This is a genomic window from Corallococcus exercitus (assembly GCF_042231735.1).
Lineage (GTDB): Bacteria > Myxococcota > Myxococcia > Myxococcales > Myxococcaceae > Corallococcus > Corallococcus exercitus_B.
On sequence record NZ_CP102577.1, the window covers coordinates 2,948,749 to 2,965,299 of the forward strand.

General features: G+C 71.1%; 14 protein-coding genes. 6 read left to right on the forward strand and 8 right to left on the reverse strand.

Going from position 1 to position 16,551, the window contains the following annotated elements:
• Positions 1-8 precede the first annotated feature (8 nt).
• The gene (locus NR792_RS11140; RefSeq protein WP_375760041.1) at positions 9-464 is read left to right on the forward strand and encodes an ExbD/TolR family protein; all 456 of its coding nucleotides are present in this window, start codon (positions 9-11) and stop codon (positions 462-464) included.
• Between the two features lie 75 nt (positions 465-539).
• Here NR792_RS11140 and NR792_RS11145 read toward each other — a convergent pair whose 3' ends face one another.
• From NR792_RS11145 to NR792_RS11160, 4 genes are all read right to left on the reverse strand, one after another.
• A complete protein-coding gene (locus NR792_RS11145) occupies positions 540-2,384 on the reverse strand; it encodes an acyl-CoA dehydrogenase (RefSeq protein WP_375760042.1) in 1,845 nt (614 codons plus the stop codon).
• Between the two features lie 189 nt (positions 2,385-2,573).
• Positions 2,574-3,272 carry a MaoC family dehydratase gene (locus tag NR792_RS11150; protein ID WP_375760043.1) on the reverse strand — a complete coding sequence of 233 codons (699 nt, stop codon included), beginning with the start codon at positions 3,270-3,272 and terminating at the stop codon, positions 2,574-2,576.
• Entirely contained in the window at positions 3,272-3,721 is a 450-nt protein-coding gene (locus NR792_RS11155) for a MaoC family dehydratase N-terminal domain-containing protein (protein WP_014397671.1), read from the reverse strand. Before NR792_RS11155 ends, NR792_RS11150 begins: the two co-directional genes overlap by 1 nt.
• A gap of 20 nt (positions 3,722-3,741) precedes the next feature.
• Positions 3,742-4,743, reverse strand: a complete 1,002-nt coding sequence (locus tag NR792_RS11160) for a dihydrodipicolinate reductase (RefSeq protein WP_375760044.1) — start codon at positions 4,741-4,743, stop codon at positions 3,742-3,744.
• A 247-nt stretch (positions 4,744-4,990) separates the two neighbouring features.
• Here NR792_RS11160 and NR792_RS11165 point away from each other — a divergent pair, with 247 nt between their 5' ends.
• Positions 4,991-6,112 carry an HD domain-containing phosphohydrolase gene (locus tag NR792_RS11165; RefSeq protein ID WP_375760045.1) on the forward strand — a complete coding sequence of 374 codons (1,122 nt, stop codon included), beginning with the start codon at positions 4,991-4,993 and terminating at the stop codon, positions 6,110-6,112.
• A 15-nt stretch (positions 6,113-6,127) separates the two neighbouring features.
• Here the strand turns inward: NR792_RS11165 and NR792_RS11170 are convergent, their stop codons facing one another.
• Positions 6,128-8,257 carry a peptidylprolyl isomerase gene (locus NR792_RS11170; RefSeq protein WP_375760046.1) on the reverse strand — a complete coding sequence of 710 codons (2,130 nt, stop codon included), beginning with the start codon at positions 8,255-8,257 and terminating at the stop codon, positions 6,128-6,130.
• A gap of 86 nt (positions 8,258-8,343) precedes the next feature.
• On the opposite strand from NR792_RS11170, the gene NR792_RS11175 reads away from it, so the two are divergent.
• From NR792_RS11175 to NR792_RS11190, 4 genes are all read left to right on the forward strand, one after another.
• Positions 8,344-9,324, forward strand: a complete 981-nt coding sequence (locus NR792_RS11175; RefSeq protein ID WP_375760047.1) for a hypothetical protein — start codon at positions 8,344-8,346, stop codon at positions 9,322-9,324.
• Between the two features lie 58 nt (positions 9,325-9,382).
• On the forward strand, positions 9,383-10,318 hold the full coding sequence (locus NR792_RS11180) for an AAA family ATPase (protein ID WP_375760048.1): 936 nt from the start codon (positions 9,383-9,385) through the stop codon (positions 10,316-10,318).
• A complete protein-coding gene (locus NR792_RS11185; RefSeq protein ID WP_375760049.1) occupies positions 10,315-11,643 on the forward strand; it encodes a DUF58 domain-containing protein in 1,329 nt (442 codons plus the stop codon). The genes NR792_RS11180 and NR792_RS11185 overlap by 4 nt, the downstream gene beginning before the upstream one ends.
• Positions 11,644-11,885: 242 nt before the next feature.
• The gene (locus NR792_RS11190) at positions 11,886-14,606 is read left to right on the forward strand and encodes an SNF2-related protein (protein ID WP_375761601.1); all 2,721 of its coding nucleotides are present in this window, start codon (positions 11,886-11,888) and stop codon (positions 14,604-14,606) included.
• 21 nt (positions 14,607-14,627) lie between these two features.
• Here NR792_RS11190 and NR792_RS11195 read toward each other — a convergent pair whose 3' ends face one another.
• Genes NR792_RS11195 through NR792_RS11205 form a run of 3 tightly spaced genes read right to left on the reverse strand, consistent with a single transcriptional unit; the run spans position 14,628 to position 16,307 of the window.
• Complete coding sequence (locus NR792_RS11195) at positions 14,628-14,966, reverse strand: Smr/MutS family protein (RefSeq protein WP_375760050.1); 339 nt, start codon at positions 14,964-14,966, stop codon at positions 14,628-14,630.
• Positions 14,899-15,210 carry a hypothetical protein gene (locus NR792_RS11200; RefSeq protein WP_375760051.1) on the reverse strand — a complete coding sequence of 104 codons (312 nt, stop codon included), beginning with the start codon at positions 15,208-15,210 and terminating at the stop codon, positions 14,899-14,901. Before NR792_RS11200 ends, NR792_RS11195 begins: the two co-directional genes overlap by 68 nt.
• A gap of 38 nt (positions 15,211-15,248) precedes the next feature.
• Positions 15,249-16,307 (reverse strand): DUF72 domain-containing protein, encoded by a 1,059-nt coding sequence (locus tag NR792_RS11205; protein WP_375760052.1) that lies wholly within the window; start codon positions 16,305-16,307, stop codon positions 15,249-15,251.
• Between the last annotated feature and the right edge of the window lie 244 nt (positions 16,308-16,551).

Below are 16,551 nucleotides of genomic sequence, written 5' to 3' on the forward strand. Positions count from 1 at the left end.
CGCCCACCATGGCCATGGGAAAGACGCCCGGCTCGGGCGACGACGAGGTGGAGGGCGCGGGCTTCGCGGAGATCAACATCACGCCGCTGACGGACGTGATGCTCGTGCTGCTCATCATCTTCATGGTGACCAGCTCGGTCATCACCCAGCAGGGCCCGGGGGGCGGCGCCAAGGCGGGCCTCAAGGTGAACCTGCCCAAGGGCGGCGCCGCGGACGTCACCGCGAAGACGACGGACCTGTCCGTGGCGGTGCTCGCGGACGGCCGCTTCGTGCTCGCGGGCAACGTCGTCGCGGAGGCGGAACTGAAGCAGGCCTTCGACGCCGCGAAGAACCAGAACCCCGACACCGTGGTCATCGTGCAGGCGGACGAAGGCGTCCCCCACGGCACCGTGGTGCAGGTGATGGAGCTGGCGAAGAAGGCCGGCCTCGCGCAGCTCGCCATCGGCGTGCGCGACGGCGAATAGGCGCTCGAAAGGTCAAAGGCCCTCCGGCACCACGTGCCGGAGGGCCTTCTTCATTTCAGGGCTTCAAGCCGGGCTTCAGACGCCGCCGAACGCCGCGTCGGTGATGTCCATGGGGGACGTGTCCTCGGTGGCGATGAGGCGCGCGGCGTACTCCACGTTGGGCAGCACGTTGCGCGCGTACCAGAGGGCGCTGAACTTCTTGCCCTCGTAGAACGCCTTGTCCGGGTGGTCCGCGCTCACGCTGGCGGCGGCCTTCTCCGCGATGACGGCCGCGTCCAGCAGCAGCCAGCCCACGGCCACCTCCGACATCATGTTGAGGAAGCGGTTGGCGGACAGCGGGATGAGCGGGAAGCGGCCCTGGTCCTGCGACCAGCCGAACAGCGCCATCGCGCTGGACATCAGGCCTTCCTGCGCGCCGGCCAGCGTCTTCACGGCCTCGCCCAGCACCGGGTGCTCGCGGTGCGCTTCCACGAAGCTGCCGACGTCGCCCATGAACTGCTGGAAGTGCGCGCCGCCCGCCTGGCCCATCTTGCGGCCGACGAGGTCCATGGCCTGGATGTGGTTGGTGCCCTCGTAGATGGAGAAGATCTTCGAGTCACGCGTGTACTGCTCCACCGGGTAGTCCTGGATGTAGCCGGCGCCGCCGTACACCTGGATGGCCTGCGCGCAGAGGCGGAAGGCCTGGTCGGAGCCGTAGGACTTCACCAGCGGCGTCAGCACCTCCACCTGGCCGCGGTGGTAGCTGGCCGCGTCGTCGTCCTTGCCCGCCAGCTGCTTCGCCTTGTCCAGGTGCATGGCCAGCTTGATGATCAGCGCGCGGATGCCCTCCACGTGCGACTTGATGTCCAGCAGCATGCGGCGGACGTCCGGGTGCTCGATGATGGAGGCGCGCGGCGCGGACGGGTCCTTCCACTTGGTGAAGTGGGAGCCCTGCTTGCGGTCCTTCGCGTAGTCGAGCGCGTTGTAGTACGCGGCCGACGCCAGGCTCACGCCCTGGATGCCCACGGCGATGCGCGCGCCGTTCATCATCTTGAACATCTGGCTCATGCCGACGTGCTCGACCGTGCCCACGAGCTCGCCCAGACACGCGTCGTTCTCACCGAAGTTGAGGACACAGGTGGCGGAGCCGTTGATGCCCATCTTGTGCTCGATGGACGCCACGGTGACGTCGTTGGGCTGGCCCGCGGAGCCGTCCGCGTTGATGCGCAGCTTGGGGACGATGAACAGCGACAGGCCCTTGGTGCCCACCGGCGCGCCGTCAATGCGCGCGAGCACCAGGTGGATGATGTTGCCGGCCATGTCGTGGTCGCCGCCGGAGATGAAAATCTTGGTGCCCCGGATGTTGTACGTGCCGTCCGCGTTGCGGCGCGCGGTGGACTTGGCCGCGCCCACGTCGGAGCCGGCGTGCGGCTCGGTGAGGCACATGGTGCCGCCCCACGTGCCGTTGAGCATGCGCTCCACGAACTGCTTCTGCTGCGCGGGCGTGCCGCACTCGGCGATGACCTCCGCCGCGCCGAAGGCCAGTCCCGGGTACATGTTGAAGGCCGTGTTGGCGCCGGAGAGGATCTCCTCCACCGTCACCTGGAGCATCATCGGCGCGCCCTGGCCGCCGTGGTCCGGGCTCACCGCCACCGTCTTGAAGCCCTGCTCGTAGAGCTTGCCCCACGCGTCCTTGAAGCCCTTGGGCGTGAAGACGGAGCCGTTCTCCACCCGGCAGCCCTCGCGGTCACCCACCGAGTTGAGGGGCCCCAGCACCTCGCGCGCGAAGCGGTACGTCTCCGTGAGGACCGCCTTCGCCTCGTCCGGCCCCCAGGCGTCGTAGGGCGCCTGGCCCGCCACCTGGCCGAAGCCGAACTGCTCGAACAGCGTGAAGAAGATCTCTCGAAGGTCGGTCTTGTAGGTGTTGATGCCGGCGGACATGGCCCACTCCTGCGTGGGGGCTCGCTGCCTGCTTGCTTCCCGCAGGGCGGGAAAAAGAAAGGGTCAGCGGCCCATGTGACGCAGGAAGTGTGGCGTCGACTGATTTTTGAGTCAACCCAAGATGACACCCCGCGTTGAGCAGCGGTCGAAAGCTGCCCTGCCCGAACGCGGGATTTCGTCCTGGAACGCCTACTTCTTGGCCTTCTTCGCGGCCGGGAGGGACGCCGTCTTGGCGGCGGGCTTCTCCCGGGGGGCGGTCTTCTTGGACGAGGCTCCGGCGCGGGGCTCGTCCGCCTCCTCGTCGTCCTCGTCATCCTCGTCGCGGTCCCGCTCCGGGGCGGACGGCGGCGCGCTGGAGGCGGCCTCCGGGGTGGCGGGGGCCGGGACGACCAGGCTCTCGCGGGGCACCTCCACCACGATGGGGGACTGGCCGGAGCGCTGCCGGTTCTCGTCCTCCAGCGAGTAGAAGAGCTGAATCTGCGAGCCGCCCTTCATGACGAGCTCGCCCTTCTGGTTCTCCGCCCAGAGGTCGATTTCGACGAAGTACCGGCCGCCGGAGCCGTGCCGGTCGCTCACGCGGCCCTTGCAGACCACGGTGTCGCCCGGCCACACCATCTTGATGAAGCGGACGTTGTAGCGCCGCAGCTGCCCGCCGCGCGCCCAGTCGCTGATGAGCTGGCCGAGCATGCCCATGACGAGCATGCCGGGGGCGTAGACGGACGGCATGCCCACGCTCTTGGCGTAGAGCTCGTCCACGTGCACGGGGTTGTAGTCGCCGGAGGCGCCCGCGTAGCGCGACAGCTGGACGCGGTCCACCGGGGCCTTGGCCAGCGCCGGCAGCTCGTCACCGACGCGGATGGATTCGAAGTAGAGCTTGCGCGCGGGCATCAGGCGTTCTCCTTGGCGGCACGCACCACGAGGGTCCGGCGGGCGCGGAAGACGAGGTTGCCCTCTTCGTCCCGGCCTTCGTCCTCGATGACCGCGATGTCCATCTTGCCGGACATGCCCGGCCGCTCGAAGACGTCCGACACGCGGGTGGACACGTAGATGCGGTCCCCCGCGAAGATGGGCCGCTCGTAGTCAAAGCCCTGTTCGGCGTGCAGCAGGCTCTTGATGCCCACCCCCAGCAGCTCCCGCAGGTCCGCGGCGGAATGGAACGACGCGGGGAACGTGGGCGGCGCGACGATGGTGGGGTAGCCCGAAGCACGGGCGTACTCCTCGTCGTAGTAGATGGGATTGTAGTCGCCAATCGCCTCGGCGAAGCGCCGGATGGCGCCCTTCTCCACCTCGTTGAGCGTCGGCGGCGAGGCGCGGCCAATCGCGTTCTTGTCCAGCATTTCCCTCTCCTGATGAACCTTCAGCGGCCTGCCGGAAGCTCGAGCACCGTCAGGAGCCCTGCCTCCGCGGCCGTCAAACGTGGCGCGGCATTCACCAGCGCGTTCGCGGTGGCCCGGTCGCCCGCCACTCCCCCCGGGATTTCCAGCACCAGCCTGGGATCCGCGTCGATTTCGATGCGATCCCGTGGGTTGTCCGCCCCTACCGCGATGGTCAGCTCCAGGCGGACCCGCTCCTGCCCCTCCTCCAAACCCACCACGGACTGGAACATGCCCGCGACGCGGCCTTTCTTCACGACAAATGCGCCGCCGGTGATCTCCTCCTCGGCGAAGACGGGTGCGACCTCCTCCTCGAAGTCGTCGCAGTCCAGCCCCAGCCCCAGCGCCGCCAGCGCCGCGGACTCCACCAGCCCCACGTGGCCCAGCTCCTCGCGGTCCACCAGGTCGAAGAACTCCTCCTCCGTCAGGCCCGCGCCCACCTTGCGCTGCAGGGCTTCACGGCGCGTCCGGGCATCCACCACCCGGCTGGCCAGCACCTTGCGCACGGGGCCGCAGACCTGCCCGGCGGTGGCCACCAGCCGGTCCAGGACGAAGCCGGGGTTCACGCCCGTGCCCACGATGGCGACGCCCGCCTTCTGCGCGGCGCGCTCCAGCTTCTCCGCCAGCTCCGGATACTTCAGGTGCGGGAACGCCAGCTCCTCGCAGGTGCTGGCGACGGGCAGGCCCAGCTTCAGCGCGTCCAGCAGCTGATCCATCACCTGGGACAGCCGGGAGCTGGTGGCGTGCAGCACCACCACGCCCTTGCGGCGCCCCACGGCGCGCTCCAGCGTGTCCGCGACCTTGAAGCGCGGCCCGGCCTGCCCCAGCACGTCCCCCAGGGGACGTCCCACCAGGGAGGGCTGCGAGTCCACCGCGCCCATGAGCTCTACTTCGGGGGATGACAGGGCCGCCCTGGCAATCTCCTGCCCGATGAACCCCAGCCCCATCACCACCACCGGCACCGGCCCATCAGGGGCTCTAGCCATCGGAGATTGCTCCCGAATTCCAAGGGGTTACAGCCATTTACGTCGGGTAGGCGGCCACCATAGAACACGGCTCGACGGGCAGGCAAGCAGGACGTGGAGTCCGGCGACCTCCTGTTTGAGGGAAACTTCAAGAATTCCGGCAGTTTAGCGGCACTGGAAAGCTTGGGGGGGCCTGTCTGGCCGTCCCCGGACCGGCTATAAGACTCTGAGAAAAAACGCAGCCCACTCGCTCGGAGCGTATCAGCCCATGGCCCGAATCCTCGTGGTGGACGACGACGTGCTCATCCTCGCGGCGCTGTCCCGGATCCTCCAGGCGGAGGGTTACGAGGTCGTCATGCACAGCGACCCGGTGGTGGCGGCGCGGGAGCAGGGGTTCGACGTCGTGCTGACGGACTTCATGATGCCGTACCTCAACGGCATCGAGCTCCTGTCGGCGCTCCGGGAGAAGAACCCGCGCGCGGTGCGCTTGATGCTGACGGCGGCGGCGGACTTCAAGGTCGCGTCGGAGGCGGTGAACCGGGGCGAGGTCTTCCGGCTGCTGGGCAAGCCGTGGGCCTTGAGCGAGCTGACGAGCAGCATCCGGCAGGCCTTCGAGCACCACCGGCTGGTGGCGGCCAACGAGCGGCTGACGCGCGAGGTGGCGGACAAGAACGCGGAGCTCCTGGCCATCAACATGGACCTGGAGCGCCGGGTCATCGAGCGCACCACGGGGCTCCTGGACGGGCTCATCAGCGCGCTGGACTACCGGGACACGGAGACGCAGTGGCACTCGCGTCGCGTGTCGCTGTACGCGCGGCGGCTGGCGCAGGAGATTGGCCTCAGCGGGCCGGCACTGGACGTGGTGGAACAGGGCGCGCTCTTGCACGACATCGGGAAGATTGGAGTTCGGGACTCCATCCTGCTCAAGCCCGGCCCCCTCACGCCGGATGAGTGGGTGGAGATGAAGCAGCACCCGGAGTTCGGCTACCGGATGCTGGCGAAGATGCCCTACCTGCACGAGGCGGCGCTCATCGTCCTGCAGCACCAGGAGCGCTGGGACGGCAAGGGCTATCCGCTGGGGCTCAAGGGCGAGGAGATCGTCATCGGCGCGCGCATCTTCTGCCTCGTGGACACGCTGGACGCCATCACCTCCGACCGGCCCTATCGCAAGGGGCGCCCCATGAGCGTGGCGCGCGACGAGGTCCGCCGCTGCGCGGGGACGCAGTTCGACCCGGCGCTCGCGGAGGCGTTCCTCGGCCTGCCGGAGACGGAGTGGGCCCGCATCCGCCGCGAGGTGGAGGTGATGGAAGAGGCGGAGAGCCACCGCTGGACGGGCGGCAAGCTCAACGCCCAGGGCGAGCCGATGCCCGCGCGCGCGTCCGGAGCCTGACGCGCGAGGGGCTTCTCAGGGGGCGCGGGTTCCGACGATGACGTCGTCGATGACCGTGCCCTCCAGCAGCGCATCCACGACGTCCATGCCGCTGACGACTTCGCCGAAGGCCGTGTAGCGGCCGTCCAGGTGCGGCTGCGGTGAGTGGGTGAAGAAGAACTGGCTGCCGCCGGTGTCCTTGCCCGACAGCGCCATCCCCACCGTGCCCCGTGCATACGGCCGGCGCGTCATCTCACAGCGGATGGAGTGCCCGGGACCGCCCTCCCCGTCTCCGCGCGGGTCTCCGCCCTGCGCGACGAAGTCCGGCACCACGCGGTGGAAGGTGATGCCCCGGAAGTAGCCCTGCTTCGCGAGCGCCACCAGGTTGCCGCCCGTGAGCGGCGCGTCCGGATCCAACAGGACGGTGACGTCGCCCTTGCGCGTGCGCAGCGTGAGCGTCGTCCCGGCGGGCGCGGCCGGCGGACGGTAGGTGTCCGCGGGCAGCTCCACGCGGCCGGAGCGGACGGGGCTGCCGGTGAGCGTCGTGAGGGACTCGGCCGCGACCCGGCGCACGTTGGCGTGCGGATGGGTCAGCCATTCGCGCAGGCGGGGCTCCGCGGCGCGGCCCTGCAACGCGACGAGCGCGCCCGCCACCGCCTCCGCCAGGTCCGGCTCCTTGGGGACGCGATCGGCCAGGGCCTCCAAGGCGGGCAGCGCACCGGCGTCCTTCAGCTTGCCGGCGGTGGCCGCGGCGAGCCCCGCCACCACCGCGTCGCCTCCCCCGATGAGCGCGCGCACGGGCGCCATCGCTTCGGGCACGGGGCGCTCGGAGAGGGCGTCCAGCGCGGCGCCACGCACGAGGGGACTGGCGTGGTCCAGGTAGGGCACCGCGAACGCCGCGCCGGGCACCGCCGGGCTGGCCTCGCCCGGCTTCGAGGCGGCGGTGGGCGCGCCCTTGAACAAGGCCACTTCATGGAGTCCGAGGGCGAGCCTTCGGGCTTCGGGCACGCGGCCATAGCCGCACTGGAGCACCTGCTCCAACGTGCCCTGCTGCCGGTCCATCGCCGCCGCGAACCGGCAGTCCAGCCAGGCGAGGTCCGCGTGGGCTTCGTCGGAGACGGCGACGCGGTCGGCTTCGGCGAGGGCACTCCGCAAGCGCGACAGGACCGGCCGGCCGTGGAGCGGAAGTCCCTGCTGCGCCACCGCCAGCAACGCATGGCCCTGCGCCGCCTTCCCCTCCGCCACCCGCTTCGCCCGGTGCCCCTGGCCTTCCAGGGCGAGGAGCGGATCACAAGGCGCACCGGCCTCGCACTTCGCCGCGAGCTTCGCCAGCGCACGCGCCGCTTCCGCCGACACGCGGGGCGTGGCGTCCCCCAGCATCATGTTCAGCGCCATCGTGTCCCTGGGACTGCCCAGGTCGCCCAGGCCCTTCACGCAGAGGGCCATCACATCCGGGTGCGGGTTGGCCAGACAGGAGCGGAGCGTCTCCACGGAGTCCGGCCGCTTCGCCGTCGCCAGGAGGTACGCCCCGGCGAGGTTCACCTCGATGCGCTCGCGGGGCTTCAACAGCGCGCGGATGGCATCCAGCGGGACGCTCGCCACCGCCGCGGCTCCCGCCTTGCGCGCCGCCACGCCCAGCGCCGTCGCCGCGGCCTCGGACCAGGGGCCATTCGCCGGAGTCAGGCGGGCGGTCAGCACCTCCACCGCGCCGGGCGTGGCCAGCTTGCCCAGGGACTCCAGCAGCGTGATGCGCACCCAGCCGTCGGCTTCGGAGGCCTCCGCGCGCACCAGCGCTCCGGTGAGCGCCGTCCGTGCGTCCTCCGGCAGCGGCTCCCACGACAGCGCCAGCTCGCCCGCGGCGAAGGCCGCCTCGTCGCGCACGGCCTTGTCCGGCGCCGTCAGGCCCGCGATGACGGCCTCCAGCGTGGCCACGTCCTGGATGCGCGCCAGGGCCCGCAGGGCCCGCACGCGCACGGCCACTTCCGGCGCGGAGGTGGCGAGCCGCACCAGCTCACCGCCCCCCAGCGAGCGCCGGTCCTCCCAGTCCTGGATGCGCGCCATCACCCGCGCGGGCGTCTCTGGCGGCGGAGCGGGCGGCGGCACCGTGTGGGCACAGGCGCTCACGAGGAGGAATCCGGCGGACACTGCGGCGGGCAGGCGGGCCATGGCTGCGGGGCTAGGTCAATTCCCCGCGAAAATCCAGGGGTTATGGCGCTGAACAGGTTTGACAGCCGCGCGCCGGGGCCGGGAAGATGCCGGGCCGTTTCCCCCCTCCCGGAGCACCGGCCCTGAACTGCCCAGGCTGCAATCGCAAGGTCGCGGACGACACCGCCATCTGCCCCAACTGCGACTACATCATCGACCAGTCCTTCCTTGGGGGAGCCGGGGACGAGGGAGACTCCGGCGATGACGAGAGCACCGGGGTCGGCCCTCCGCCGCGCTCGCGCCCGCCCGCGGCCCGTGCCGCGCCGGAGCCCCGTGCGCGCCCTGCCCCGGCCCGCGCCAGGACCGGCCCCCGCCCCGCCGCGCCCCCGCCCAGCGACGACGCCACCAACGTGCGCAGCATGGAGGACATCGCCCGGGAGAAGGCCCAGCGTGCTCCGTCGCGCGCGGGCAGCGGCGCCGCCAAGGCCGCTCCCGCACGGGCCCCGGCCGCCCGCCGCGCACCGGCCCCCGCGCCGGTCGAGGAAGAGGACGACGCCGGCGACGCGGTGGCGGACCCCTGGTCCCGCGAGGCGCGTGAGCTGGAGGCCACCCGCTCCCCCATCGATGATCCGGAGGTCCTGCTGGATGACGCGCGCTCGTTCCTGCGCGAGCTGGAGGGCGGCGACCGCATCGCGTTCTGGGGCGCGGCGCTGGTGGTGCTCTCCTGCTTCATCCCGTGGAAGGAGACGGCGGCGGACGGCGACTTCCTGGGCCTCATCAGCCTGGGGTTCATCTCCTTCCTCTTCGCCATCGCGACCATGGTCTTCGTGGGCCTGCGCGCGCGTCAGGTGATGACCTGGGTGAACCCCATGCTGCCGTGGGGCGCGCAGATGTTCTGCAGCGTGGTGACCCTCGTGTGGTCGCTGGTGTTCCTGAAGCTCTCCTCGGACACCACCCTCGTGCCGTCGCCGCTCGGCAACTCGGAGATGATGAACTCGTCGCCCAGCATCGGCTGCTTCCTGGGCATCCTCGGCGGCGTCATCGCGGTGCTGGGCGGCCTGATGGGGCTGAAGCGCCAGCAGGACTAGGGCCGCGAGGATTTCGCTGCCTCGCCGGACGGGAGGCGGGCTACCGTCGCCGGCCACCATGTCCGACGCCACGCCCCTCTCCCGCCTCCTCGACGCGCTGGGCTCGGCCGTCGTGGGCCAGCCCCGCGTGCTGGCCGACCTGGTGACGGCCTTCCTCGCGCGCGGCCACGTGCTGCTGGAGGGCGTGCCCGGCGTCGCCAAGACGCTCACCGCGCGCAGCATGGCGGGGGCGCTGGGCCTGTCCTTCTCCCGCGTGCAGTTCACGCCGGACCTGATGCCCGCGGACATCCTGGGCACCAACGTCTTCCAGCCGCAGTCGCAGACCTTCCGCCTGATGAAGGGCCCCGTCTTCACGGAGGTCCTGGTCGCGGATGAAATCAACCGCACGCCGCCCAAGACGCAGGCCGCGCTCCTGGAGGCCATGGAGGAGCGGCAGGTCACCATCGACGGCGTCACGCACGCGCTGCCGCCGCACTTCTTCGTCGTCGCCACGCAGAACCCGCTGGAGCTGGAGGGCACCTATCCCCTCCCCGAGGCCCAGCTGGACCGCTTCCTCATGCGCGTGCGCGTGGGCTACCCGGACGGGGACTCCGAGACGGCGCTGCTCCGCGCCTTCCACCAGCGCGAGGGCCGGCCGCCCGGCGTGGCCCGCGTGCTGGACGCCGCCACGTTGACGCAGCTGCAGGACCGCGCGGCCCGCGTCGCGTGCGACGACTCCATCCTCCAGTACGTCGTGCAGCTCGTGCGCGACACCCGCGCCCACCCCCGCGTGCGGCTGGGCGCGAGCCCCCGCGCCGCGCAGGCCCTGCTCGCGGCGGCCAAGGCGGCGGCGGCGCTGCGGGGCACCGACTTCGTCACCCCGGACGACGTGAAGGCCGTCACGCCTGGCGTGCTCAACCACCGCCTCCTCCTCAAGGCCGAGGCGGAGGTGGAGGGCGTCACCGCGGACGACGTGCTCAAGCAGATGCTCGAGCGGGTGCGAGTGCCCCGGTGAGCCCTGGGCGTCCCGTCCCCAGCGGCCTCGCCGTGGCGCTGTTCGCCGGAGCGCTCGTGCCCGCCGCGCTCGCGGTGGCGAGCCCCGCCTTCGGGTGGCTGGCGCTCGCGGTGGACGTGGCCGTGCTGCTCCTGTGCGCGGTGGACTTCGTGCGCGCGCCGCACGCCCGTGACCTCGAGGCCCACCGCGAGGTGGAGCCCATCCTCTCCTCCGGCGTGGACAACGCCGTGCGCTGGGAGCTGCGGTCGCGCACGGACCTGCCCGTGCGCGGCGAGCTTCGCGACGAGCCGCCCCTGGACGTGGAGAGCCACGGGCACCGGCAGCCCTTCTCCCTGGAGGCGGGCGGCGCGGCCACGCGGCTGACGTACCGCGTGCGTCCCCCCGCTCGCGGCGACGCGCGCTTCGGCGACGTGAACCTGCGCCTGATGGGCCCCCTGGGCCTGTGCTCGCGGCAGGTGAAGCTGCCCGCGGCCCGGGACGTGAAGGTGTATCCGGACCTGAGCGCCCTGTCGCGTGAGGCGCTGACGCTGGCGCGCGCGTCGGAGGCCGTGTCCGCGCGCACGCTCCTTCGCAAGTCGGTGGAGGGCCGCGAGTTCGAATCGCTGCGCGAGTACCGCCCCGGCGACGACTACCGCCACATCGACTGGAAGTCCTCCGCGCGCCATGGCCGCACGCTGGTGCGCACGTGGCAGCCGGAGCGCAACCAGCCGGTGCTGCTGCTCCTCGACTGCGGCCGCCACATGGCGGGCCGGGTGCAGGGGCGCAGGAAGCTGGACCACGCGGTGGACGCGGCGCTGCGGCTGGCACGCGTGAGCCTGGACGCGGGGGACGTGGTGGGCGTGCTCGCGTTCGCCAGCGACGTGCGCGCCTTCCTGCCTCCGCGAAAGGGCGCGGAGCACCTGCGCCTCATCACCGAGTCCCTCTACCGCGCGGAGGCCGGCCTGGAGGAGAGCGACTACGGCCGCGCGTTCGACTTCGCGTTCGCCCGCCAGACGCGCCGCGCGCTGGTGGTGCTCTTCACCGACCTGGTGGACCCGGACGCATCCGCCGCGCTCCTCACGCGCACGCTGGCCCTGCGCCCCCGGCACCTGCCCGTCGTCGCGTCGCTGCTGGACGAGGACCTGGAGGCCGCCGCCACCGACGTGCCCGGCGACGCCCCTTCCGCCTACGCGCGCCAGGCCGCCTCCCGCATGGAGGCCGAGTACCGCCGCACCGCCACCACGCTGCGCGACGCGGGGGCGCTGGTGGTGCGCGCACCGGCACGCGGCTTCGGCGCCGCTGCACTCAACGTGTACCTGGACGTGAAGGCGCGCGGGCGGCTCTGAGGAGTCCCGTCGCATTCGTCAAGCCCTTTGAGACCTTCCCGCACGCGCGCACGCGCGTGGCGTTTCGCCGAACGCCACGCTTGCCAATCGCGCGGAGGCCGAGTTTTCGGCCTCGGGGAGGACCCCCTTTACAGATGCCGATCGCTGCCCAGAATGGCGCGCCTCAACTGTTCGCGCGCACGCGCGCACGCTCCAAACCGGACGGGAGGCGGGACTTGGCGGAGGTCGCGAGGGGTTTGAAGCTGGAAGTGGAAGCGGACGCCGCGGCCGTCGCGGCCCGGGCCGCGGAGGAGCTGGTGGAGGCGGGGCTGACGCCCTTCCACGAGCGGCTCCTCGCCGAGGAGCTGCTGGCGCGCAGCGGTGACACGCAGCAGCGGCTGGCCAACGCGCTGGCCGAAGCGAAGGTGGACCTCAACCCCCACCAGGTCGAAGCGGCGATGTTCGCGCTGGACGCGCTGTCGCGCGGCGGCTGCATGCTCGCGGACGAGGTGGGCCTGGGGAAGACCATCGAGGCGGGCCTCGTCGTCGCCCAGCTCATGGCCGAGGGCAAGAACCGCATCCTCATCCTGGCCCCGGCGGTGCTGCGCGCCCAGTGGAACGCGGAGCTGCGCGAGAAGTTCGACCTGGACAGCGTCCTCGTCGACGGCCGCGACGTGAAGAAGCACAACAACTGCTTCGACCAGCCCTTCCCCGTCATCTGCTCGCACCCGTTCGCGGCGAACAAGTCCGCGCTCGTGTCGGAGATTCCCTGGGACCTGGTCATCATCGACGAGGCCCACCGCCTGCGCAACGCGCACCGGGCCAACAACAAGACGGGCCAGGCGCTGCGCGCGTCGCTGGCGGGCCGCCCCAAGCTGCTGCTCACCGCCACCCCGCTCCAGAACGACCTGATGGAGCTGTTCGGCCTGATGTCGCTCCTGGACGAGCAGATCCTGGGCCCCGAGCACGCCTTCCGCAGCCGCTACCGCGCCGACGAGGGCGGCGGCATGACGGAGGCCGCCGCGTGCGAGCTCAAGGAGCGGCTGGCCCCGGTGGTGCAGCGCACGCTGCGCCGGCAGGTGCGCGAATACGTCCGCTACACCAACCGCCGCAGCATCGTGGAGGACTTCCACCCGTCCCCCCAGGAGCACGACCTCTACGAGAAGGTCAGTGAGTACCTGCAGCGCTCGGAGGCCGCGGCCATCGAGCCGGGCAAGAAGACGCTCCTGACGCTGTGCTACCGCAAGCTCCTGGCCTCCTCCACGTTCGCCATCGCGCCCACGCTGCGGCGGCTGTCGGAGAACCTGGAGAAGCGCCTGACGGCCGCGCGGCTGGGGCAGCAGGCCCTGTCGCTCTTCGAGCCGGAAGAGGCCAAGCAGTTCGTGGAGGAAGGCGAGGAGTGGTCCGACGACCCCGCCAAGGCCCCCCAGGTCCGCACGCTGGAGCAGGAGGTCTGGGAGCTGCGCCAGTACGCGGACCTCGCGGACTCCATCCGCATCAACGCCAAGGGTGAGGCGCTCAAGCGCGCCCTGGACCGCACCTTCGCGGTGATGCGCACGCACTCCTGGCCGGAGAAGGCGCTCATCTTCACGGAGTCCAAGCGCACGCAGCAGTACCTCTTCAACCTGCTGTCGGAGCACGGCTACAAGGACAAGATCTCCCTGCTCTCCGGCGACGCGGGGGGCACGCCCGAGGAGCGCCGGGCGCTGGTGGAGGAGTTCCGCCACAAGACGCAGATCCTCATCTGCACGGAGGCCGGTGCCGAAGGCCTCAACCTCCAGTTCTGCAACCTGGTGGTGAACTACGACCTGCCGTGGAACCCGCAGCGCGTGGAGCAGCGCATCGGCCGGTGCCACCGCTACGGCCAGCAGCGCGACGTGCTGGTGGTGAACTTCCTCAACCGGCAGAACGCGGCGGACGCGCGCCTGTTCGAGCTGCTGGAGAAGAAGCTCAACCTCTTCGACGGCGTGTTCGGCGCGTCCGACGAAATCCTGGGCGCGCTGGAGAGCGGCGTCGACTTCGAGCGCCGCGTGCTGGACATCTACCAGTCCTGCCGCGACCCGAAGGACATCAACGTCGCCTTCGACAAGCTGCGCGAGGAGCTGGAGGGCAGCATCAACCAGCGCATGACGTCGATGCGCTCGGTGGTGCTGGAGCGCTTCGACGGCGACGTGCGCCGCCGGCTGCGCGTGGCGGGAGACGCGGCCAAGGAGGTGGTGGCCAAGCGCCAGCAGGAGGCGAAGGCGCTCACCGGCTCCGTGCTGGGCAGCCGCACCTCCGGACGGCTCCAGGTGGCCAAGGCCGCCTACGCGGTGCGCGACCGCACCCAGGACTCCGTCAGCTACCTGCAGCTGGACGCGGCGGGTCTCCCCTCCCGGCTGGCGCGGCTGGCCGGCAGCGAGGGCTGGTGGTTCGTCTACAAGTTCGAGACCACGGGCCTGAAGCCCGAGGAGAAGCTGGTCCACCTGGTGCTGGTGAAGGACCGGGACGGCGGCTTCCGCGCCCTGCCGCTGACGGACGGTGTCCACTTCACGAAGCTCGACGCCAAGGAAGAGAAGCGGCGGCAGCCCGCGCCGGTGTCGGTCCAGCTCATGCAAGAGCAGTCGCTCATGACCGCCAAGGATGAGCTGATTCGGGCTGCGGAACGGCGCAACGCGTTGGAGCTGGACAAGGCCAAGGAGCGCGCGGACCGCTACGTCGAGGACTGCCTGATGGAGTCGCGCGAGGTGGTGGAGGCCGCCCGCCAGGCGTGGTTCGACGCGCGCAAGGACGTCTCCGGCATCGAGGACGTCGCGGAACGCGCGAAAGCGCGGGCGCACTCGGACCGCCTGGAGCGCGACTACCGCCGCAAGCTGGCGTCGCTGCGCAACGAAGAGGAGAAGCGCTACGCGTCCAAGGACCGGCAGCTGGCGGAGCTGGCCAACAAGGGGCGCGTGACGGAGAAGCGCACCCTCATCGCCTCCGCGTACTTCTGGCTGTCCTGAAGCCCCCGGCCGCGGGCCCCGTCACAGGGGCTTGAGCCGCACCCACGTCGCGCCCCAGCCTCCGTCCGCCTCGGAGGCGGTCTGGAAGCTTTCCACTTCTGGCAGCGTGGGCAGCAGGGACTGCACGGTGCGCCGCAGCGCGCCCGTCCCCTTGCCGTGGATGATGCGCACGTCCAGCACGCCCTTCTGGCGGCAGGCCCAGAGGTACTCGGCGACGAGCTCCTTCACCTCGCGAGGCTGGAAGAGATGCAGGTCGAGGTTCCCATCGACCGGAATTTCTACCGCTCCCAGCTCATCGGGCGTGGGCGGGGGCTCCGGACCCTCCGGCGGCAGGGGCGGGAGTGGCTTTCGGCGTGACACCGTAGCGGGCCTCCTCCTGGCGCTGCTTCTCCTCTGCCGCCAGGCGCTGGCGCTCGCGCGCGAGCCGGAACTGTTCCTTGAGGCTGGTGATCTCCCCCTTGAGCGAGGAGATCTCGTCCTTCACCGCGCCCTCGTGGTGGGTGTTCGCCTCGTTGACGTGGTTGCCCGCCCGCTTGCCTTCCGAGCCGGCACCACCGGCGGAGGTCATCTGCATCAGCAGGGCAGCCAGGGTCATCGCCTTCATGGCCTTTCACGTAAGCAAGCGCCGTGCTCGCGCGCAAGTCATGTTGCGTGAGCGACGCCTCGCTGGCCGCCCTCCTCCTTGTGTGACACGACGCGTTCCGCGAGCCGGACGGCGGACAGGGGGGCGCTGCCTTCCGCCTTGTTGTTGATGGTCACGAAGACGGGACGCTCGCGCCGCACGGCCGCCATGCACACGCGGGCCAGCACGTCGCGGGTGCCCACGTCCTCGTCCACCAGCCGGTTGAAGGGCGCGTAGCGGGCGTAGGCCTCCTCGTAGCCGAGGTTCGGCGGCAGCATCCAGCGCACCACCACCGCGCGGGCCTCGAAGGCGCGCGTGAGCTTCGCCTGCCGCGCGACGGGCGGCATGTGGGCCCACACCGCGAGCACCGGGCTCACGCCCGTGTCCGCGAGCGCCTGCGCGAAGCCCTCCGTGAGCAGCTCCTCGTTGCGGACCTCCACCGCGTACAGCGGGCCTTTCGGCAGCGCGGAGAAGAACGCGTGCAGCCGCTCCACGAAGCGGCCCGCGCCGCCCAGCGCCGCGGGGTCCTGCGGCGGGAACTGGAAGACGAGCGGGCCGGCCTTGTCGCCCAGCCCCTCCAGGAACGGCGCCACCACGTGGTCCACCGCGTAGGCCGCCTGGAGGAACCGGTCGTTCACCTGCCCCCGGTGCGCGCCGTAGCGCTCGTGCACGGGGAAGCGCGCCAGCGTGCAGGCCTCGTGGGCCTTCACGAGGAAGCGGAAGCCGTCCGGCACCTGCTGGGCGTACTCGGCGAAGGTGGCCGCCGGCACCGGCGCGTAGAACGTCCGGTCGATGCCCACCGTGCGCAGCACCGGGTGGTGCGCGTAGGCGGCCAGGCCCTCGCGCGCCAGTTGGGTCGTGCTGGCCTCGTGGTCGTAGACGAGGCCGGTCCAGCCCGGGAAGGTCCACGACGACGTGCCCAGGTAGACGCCCTGGGGAAGCTGCTCGCCCAGCATGCGCAGACTGTCGGACGGCTCGGCGGGCCCCACCGGCTGGGTCCGGCGCCGCGAGGACACGGGCGGCTCCTCCACCGCGCCGGTGAAGAGGTCGAACTGCGCGGGTCGTCGCGATGCGCTCATGCGTTCAGCTCCTCTCCCAGGGCGGAAAACCGAGGTGGGACCCAGGGAGTAACCCCGGCGTCCATGCGATGCAGCAGGTTGCCTGGAATCGGGGCGACGTTCCAGGTTTCTGGCACGCCCCCCAGGCGGACGGGCACGCACGGCCTGTCGCCCTCCCAACGCGACGGTCTGTGATTGGCGGGGTGTCCAAATGCAAACGCAGTCGGAGCGCGGTAAGATAGTCAAACCGAGGATTCTGGCATTA

Coding starts and splice junctions, on each gene's coding strand:
- NR792_RS11140 (WP_375760041.1), top strand. CDS start 9: ATGGCCATGGGAAAGACGCCCGGCTCGGGCGACGACGAGGTGGAGGGC.
- NR792_RS11145 (WP_375760042.1), bottom strand. CDS start 2,384: ATGTCCGCCGGCATCAACACCTACAAGACCGACCTTCGAGAGATCTTC.
- NR792_RS11150 (WP_375760043.1), bottom strand. CDS start 3,272: ATGCCCGCGCGCAAGCTCTACTTCGAATCCATCCGCGTCGGTGACGAG.
- NR792_RS11155 (WP_014397671.1), bottom strand. CDS start 3,721: ATGCTGGACAAGAACGCGATTGGCCGCGCCTCGCCGCCGACGCTCAAC.
- NR792_RS11160 (WP_375760044.1), bottom strand. CDS start 4,743: ATGGCTAGAGCCCCTGATGGGCCGGTGCCGGTGGTGGTGATGGGGCTG.
- NR792_RS11165 (WP_375760045.1), top strand. CDS start 4,991: ATGGCCCGAATCCTCGTGGTGGACGACGACGTGCTCATCCTCGCGGCG.
- NR792_RS11170 (WP_375760046.1), bottom strand. CDS start 8,257: ATGGCCCGCCTGCCCGCCGCAGTGTCCGCCGGATTCCTCCTCGTGAGC.
- NR792_RS11175 (WP_375760047.1), top strand. CDS start 8,344: ATGCCGGGCCGTTTCCCCCCTCCCGGAGCACCGGCCCTGAACTGCCCA.
- NR792_RS11180 (WP_375760048.1), top strand. CDS start 9,383: ATGTCCGACGCCACGCCCCTCTCCCGCCTCCTCGACGCGCTGGGCTCG.
- NR792_RS11200 (WP_375760051.1), bottom strand. CDS start 15,210: ATGAAGGCGATGACCCTGGCTGCCCTGCTGATGCAGATGACCTCCGCC.
- NR792_RS11205 (WP_375760052.1), bottom strand. CDS start 16,307: ATGAGCGCATCGCGACGACCCGCGCAGTTCGACCTCTTCACCGGCGCG.